The sequence below is a fragment of the Pseudomonas sp. DE0010 genome, assembly GCF_007680745.1.
In the GTDB taxonomy this organism is placed as follows: Bacteria; Pseudomonadota; Gammaproteobacteria; order Pseudomonadales; family Pseudomonadaceae; genus Aquipseudomonas; species Aquipseudomonas parafulva_B.
The window spans coordinates 1-268 of record NZ_VEJQ01000212.1 but is presented as its reverse complement, the minus strand read 5'-3'; the positions used below and the strand labels follow the sequence as shown (position 1 = coordinate 268).

The 268-nt window shown below is 59.0% G+C and carries 1 protein-coding gene; it reads left to right on the top strand.

Annotated elements, in window-relative coordinates; all coding sequences use genetic code 11:
* Positions 1-268, top strand: a 268-nt coding sequence (locus tag FS767_RS23000) for a hypothetical protein (RefSeq protein WP_178102782.1), incomplete at both ends; no start/stop codon positions are given.

The following is a 268-nucleotide window of genomic DNA, read 5'->3' as shown; positions in this document are numbered from 1 at the left end:
CAAGGCCTTGTGAAATCGGCGAAGGAAGGACGTTGGCGCGAATGCGTCCTGCGCACCTTGGTGATCCTTATCGTCGCGCTCTTGGTTAGCGTGCTCCGCTTCTCGCTGACGTTCGAATCCGTACCAGTAGTTGCTCAGACCGGACAACGTCTGACTCTTGCCTTGCCGCCTGGGCCTGTGGACTTCGTCGACCTGCCGGCCACGGGTGATTTCAACCCGGTGTACTTTGGCGATCACCAGGTCTGGCTGGATGATAAACCGCTGCGCA